Here is a 4,756-nt window from a genome sequence, read left to right on the forward strand (position 1 = left end):
AACTGGCTCCCAAATGCTTGATATCAAGGCTTTTGAGAAGAGTCCAGAATCAATTACTTGTCCTTTTAAAAAAACGCCTGACGCGTTCAAGCTTGGATTTTATTGAAGGTGGAGAGTGCATCTTGTGGATCAGCGCAGGATGCTGAACATTTTGCTGATCGATCATACTAAGTACGAAGGTTCATTTGCATTAAACATTGTTGTTTATTTTTAATAAAATAGCCTCTCTTTCGGATCTTTTAAAGCCCCTTCAAAAAAGTAAGGGGGAGTATGAGTAGCGATTAGAAAACAATGCTCATACCTTCACTTTACTTTAGATGACCATAATAAATTTTAAATATTTATTATTTTTTAATTTTTTTTCTATAAAATTTTAAAGTAAAAAAGAATTAGAATTAAAAAAATGATTAAAAAATTTAATAAAAATTTTTTTCTACCCTTGATTGTTTTGCTCTGCTCTTATCAAGGGTATGCAGCGCTGAAAGATGAAAGCACTCTCAAAAATACACAGCAATATCAAACAATTAAAAATTTGAATACTCTAAAAAAATTGACGCAATATTTAGAAAGTGTATTTAATAACTACGAAACGTATAGAGATTTTATACCGCTCGTATACTCAAAGCTACTATCTTTTTTAGTTCCAGATTTTAGTGCCCTTATGGCCGGGTCGGAATACACTTTGAGACAATCTCCCCAAAGCTTTCAAGATACGTCTGATCAAAATATCGAAAAAATTAAAGCTCGAATAAGTGATTTATTTGAAAAAATATTTGCTCCTTTCAGGATGTTAAGAAAAGTGAAGCCTGAGGATTTAGAATTGGTACAAGCATTACAACGAATTTATTTTCGAGAATTTTTTACAAAAATAACGGGAATTGATGAGGAGAAAAATTCTGTTATAAGAACTCACTCTATTCTTTCCCCTACTTTTCCTTTAGGATGGACCAATTCTATCTTAAAAATCATGCTAGTTAGTGGATTTAGATCGTATTCTAATCATCCAATGTTACTCCCCTTAAAAGAGTACATTCCAGAAAAAACAACGCGTTTTAAGGAACTTCTAAAAAGCAAGTACGATCACTTTTTGTCTAATTTTCCACCGACTTCTGAAAACGATAATGCTTTTCGAGAATGCAGCTCTTTTTTGAGAACGATAGGAGATCTTGGTTTTGTGGAAGAAATTGAGAAAAAATACTCTAGATGGAAGTAATATCCTGTGCTAATTTATTAGTCTAGGCTGGCCTAAAACGCAGAAAGATCTTTTAATTTTTCTGCATAAATAAATCGAAGACTCTTAACCAAAGATAGCATGATGAATTTTCAAAGTTTTATTAACGTGAAGTGCCGTAAAAATACGCAGTGTTCCCTTCAGCATTTCAAGAGATCGCGTGTTTGCAAGGGGGGCGATGAAATCTTGCAAACCAATGGCATAGTCTAGCGTTATTATTTTGTTCAATGGAAAAGGTTTTATCTTTTCCCTGAAAGGGGTGGGGGATTGGAATAATTTTATTAAAACCTGCCCAATGATCTTTGCAATAAAGTAAAATTTTCTATTTTTTTAATCGTTCAAAAAGTCGTTTGAATGTTTGACTCAAGCGATCACCAAATTCCCAATCGATAAGCCCTGCACGATCCTAGGATTTAGAAATCCAAGCGTTAAAAATCTAAATTTTTTGCTATCTTTTTTTAAATAATGCAAAAATTGATCGATTTCCTTGACACTACCGTTGTCTTCTGGGGAGGGATCAACTTTGGTGCATATCCTTGATTATAAGGTGCCCGCCCACTTCAAAACAGCGGTGACGCCGACACCAAAAAGCTGAGCAATTCGGTTCATTGAAAGGCCACTTACTTGTAAAACGAAGGCTTGGAGCTTGTCTTTTTCATGCACACCTCGTGAAATTTTTTCTACATTTTTTACATGTGTACCGCTGAACCCATCGAACAAAACCGCTTTTAAAACACTCCTAACATTCACAAAATTTACATACAATCATTTTTAGAGATTTTTAAAAGACTTCCTTTGCTGATTCTAAAAAAAATATCTTTAGTTAAAGGCTTCGAAAATTTTAAAAATCAAAGGTAAAGTTAGTATTTCAGAATATAGCAATAGCTTTTTATTATAAAATTTTCAAAATTTCGGAAAGTAAATCGGACACTTACTTTGTAACGATTTATTTTTAATAATTGAGTTTTTATTGTTTTTTAATATTTTTTTACTATAATTTTCAATTGTACTATTAACAAAACAAATTAAAAGATGAAAAACTATAAAAAATTTAACATTTTAATATCTGTTTTAGGTCTGATTATTTGCCAAAGCGCATTTTCTGATCAATGGACAATTTTTGAAAATTTCAAAAAAGACTGGGAAAAAATATTTAATATTCTTCAAAAGGATTCTTCTGCTTATGGGCGCTTAAAAAAAGAGTCTAATTCTCCTGAAATGAAAGATCTTATTCACGCGTATTCTACATTGGTTGAATTAAATACTTCCGACAAAATTACAAAATCAAAAGCAACAAAGGTCAGAGAAGCGTTTTTAAAGTTATCTAATCATATTTCATCAACTTATGAAAAAGGTGAAAAATTTCTTAATCTCGTTCTTAAGAACAAAACGGAGCTCTGTAAAAAACTTTCCACCCCAAACCGCAGGCCTTGGCCCTTAGTTTGTGAAGATTGTATTACAAAAGCTCTAGATAATACTCATTTTTACGAAAAAAACTATCCCAGTGAAAAATCATCGAGTTCTGAGAGTGACTCTTGGAGTGACTCTGATAGAGAAGTTATGCCAAACTCCACGCCCTTAGACAATGTAAAGTCCGCTGTTGTCCCAAATAGTGGTAGAAACACTGTTCAAATTAATGCAAACACAGCGCCAGGTAATGTAAAAAATCTTAACTCTGCTGAAAATTCTCTCGTTGTTCAAAGTAAAGATTCAAACGCATTACCGGTAGAAGAAACAGAATCGGAGTTAAAAAGGAAAAAACTTGAAGAGAAAACGCAGTTAAAATGGAAAAAGTTACAAAAAAATCTTGCTAAGGGCCTTCCTGAAATTAAGGACGATTCTGACGAATCTAACGATCGAAGTTTTCATTCAAATTTTTCTGAAACTGACTCTGATGATGGTTCTGATAGAAATAAGAGCATTCTTCCCCCCAAACTCTTAGGCAATGTAAAGTCTGCTGTTGTTCCAAAAAAAAAGGAAGATGGGGTAAGAATTAAGTTATTAAAAAAACAATTTAATGAAGTAAAAGACTTTTTTTCCAAAAATCTTTCAACAACGAAAACACTGCCAAAAAAATAATAAGAATACGATGCAAATAAAAAAGAGACGTTAAATTTTATAAAACTAATCTTTCCTTGCGTATTGTTAGCAAAATACATCTAATTCTATTGTAAAAGATAAAGAAATTACCGAATTTCAAGACGCGAATTCGGGATTAAGATGTATTGTTAAGAGGGGCAAGGAGAGGCTATTTTCGATCTCTATAAGGTAAAACACCTCGTTAGTAGGCGCTCTCTTGTGTTTTTTACCATAATCCCCTGTATCAAAATAAGATTTTATTAAATCCCATTGTGTGGCACTCAAATTACTCGGGTAGGGCATGTCATTTATCTCCTAACTAAGCTTTTTATCAGATCTTATTTAAATTGTGAAGACAGGTTCTTACTTCCGACTCTTGAAAAATATTCACCATTCTATAAAACGTATCTTTTTTAACTTTTATCAACCTGCGGAATTTTTTCCTGCTATTTTTTTCTGTTCGTATTGCAGACCTTACCTCCTGGTCTTTTTATCATAAACCTTGTTTATAATTTTAGTTTCGCAAGAAGTCTAATTTAAGATCTGCTGCAAAGTTTTCCATTGTTCCAAAAAAAAGAAGATATATACCAAATCAAATTGAAAGTGCTGGATTAATGCGTTGAAAATTTTCATTGACGCGGTCGACAAGATCCATGACGATGTTGTTTCAGGTTTGGTCGAAAAAATTCGTTTTTTTCGCGTGCTTTTACATAGGTAAAGGCTTTTTTTATAACCAACTCCTAGCTTTTTTAACCCTCCGTAGACAGAAACAAATACTTGCGTTAACTAGCTTTGCTATCTCAGCTCATTTCTTATCTCTTTGGCTTGAACGTGAATCCTTAGCTTCTCTGTAGATATTTTATCCTTACTTCCTAACCCGTGGGGTAGACCTAATTATCTCTTCTTTTTTGTATCTTATCCTCGCCCTGCTTACGCTGCTTTTACTAACTTTTAATACTTTGGATGTCGTTTTTTGATCGTTACCAAATTTAATATATTCTATTACTCATCCCCTTAGATCGAAGCTGTTTTGTTTCTTTATTATTTTCTGTTAAAAATAGCACCACTCTGTCCCATTTTTAAGCTAAATTACTATATTTACAAGCTTAGACATATTGTAGAGAATGCATTTCTTCACCTAAACCACTGAACAGGAATTGCAACGCGATACGCAAAAAATACTCCTTTATTTTTTGCTTCTTTTGTTCAACCTCTCATGACGACACGATCTAGATTTTTTAGGGTAATAGGTTAATAAATTCTGCAATAAAGGCACTAAAGATTTAGATCAGAAAATGGAATAATGAGGATTTCTTAGAGATCTTTTGGAAAAAAGTCGTGTGTACTCAATTTAGACCAAATTTTCTCTCTTTTCATCTTTCTTTTTAATATTTTAATAATACCTTAGGAGTTTTTCTAGCAGTCTAAGACTTCAGTTTAACCAAT

Annotated in this window: 4 protein-coding genes; 2 read left to right on the top strand and 2 right to left on the bottom strand. The window is 32.6% G+C overall.

Annotation, left to right across the window (positions count from 1 at the left end):
• Positions 1-403: 403 nt before the first annotated feature.
• The gene (locus K737_RS01440; RefSeq protein WP_006300607.1) at positions 404-1,213 is read left to right on the top strand and encodes a hypothetical protein; all 810 of its coding nucleotides are present in this window, start codon (positions 404-406) and stop codon (positions 1,211-1,213) included.
• Between the two features lie 84 nt (positions 1,214-1,297).
• Here the strand turns inward: K737_RS01440 and K737_RS09915 are convergent, their stop codons facing one another.
• Positions 1,298-1,459: a hypothetical protein gene (locus tag K737_RS09915; RefSeq protein ID WP_023491772.1), complete on the bottom strand. Its 162-nt coding sequence runs from the start codon at positions 1,457-1,459 to the stop codon at positions 1,298-1,300.
• A gap of 312 nt (positions 1,460-1,771) precedes the next feature.
• Positions 1,772-1,981, bottom strand: a complete 210-nt coding sequence (locus K737_RS01445; RefSeq protein WP_023491773.1) for a hypothetical protein — start codon at positions 1,979-1,981, stop codon at positions 1,772-1,774.
• A 282-nt stretch (positions 1,982-2,263) separates the two neighbouring features.
• On the opposite strand from K737_RS01445, the gene K737_RS01450 reads away from it, so the two are divergent.
• Positions 2,264-3,310, top strand: a complete 1,047-nt coding sequence (locus K737_RS01450; RefSeq protein WP_006301992.1) for a hypothetical protein — start codon at positions 2,264-2,266, stop codon at positions 3,308-3,310.
• Positions 3,311-4,756: the final 1,446 nt, after the last annotated feature.

Source organism: Holospora undulata HU1, from assembly GCF_000388175.3.
GTDB classification, from domain to species: domain Bacteria; phylum Pseudomonadota; class Alphaproteobacteria; order Holosporales; family Holosporaceae; genus Holospora; species Holospora undulata_A.

What these genes read in the sequence shown, in the direction of transcription:
- K737_RS01450 (WP_006301992.1), top strand. Translation starts at nt 2,264, where the DNA reads ATGAAAAACTATAAAAAATTTAACATTTTAATATCTGTTTTAGGTCTG.
- K737_RS01440 (WP_006300607.1), top strand. Translation starts at nt 404, where the DNA reads ATGATTAAAAAATTTAATAAAAATTTTTTTCTACCCTTGATTGTTTTG.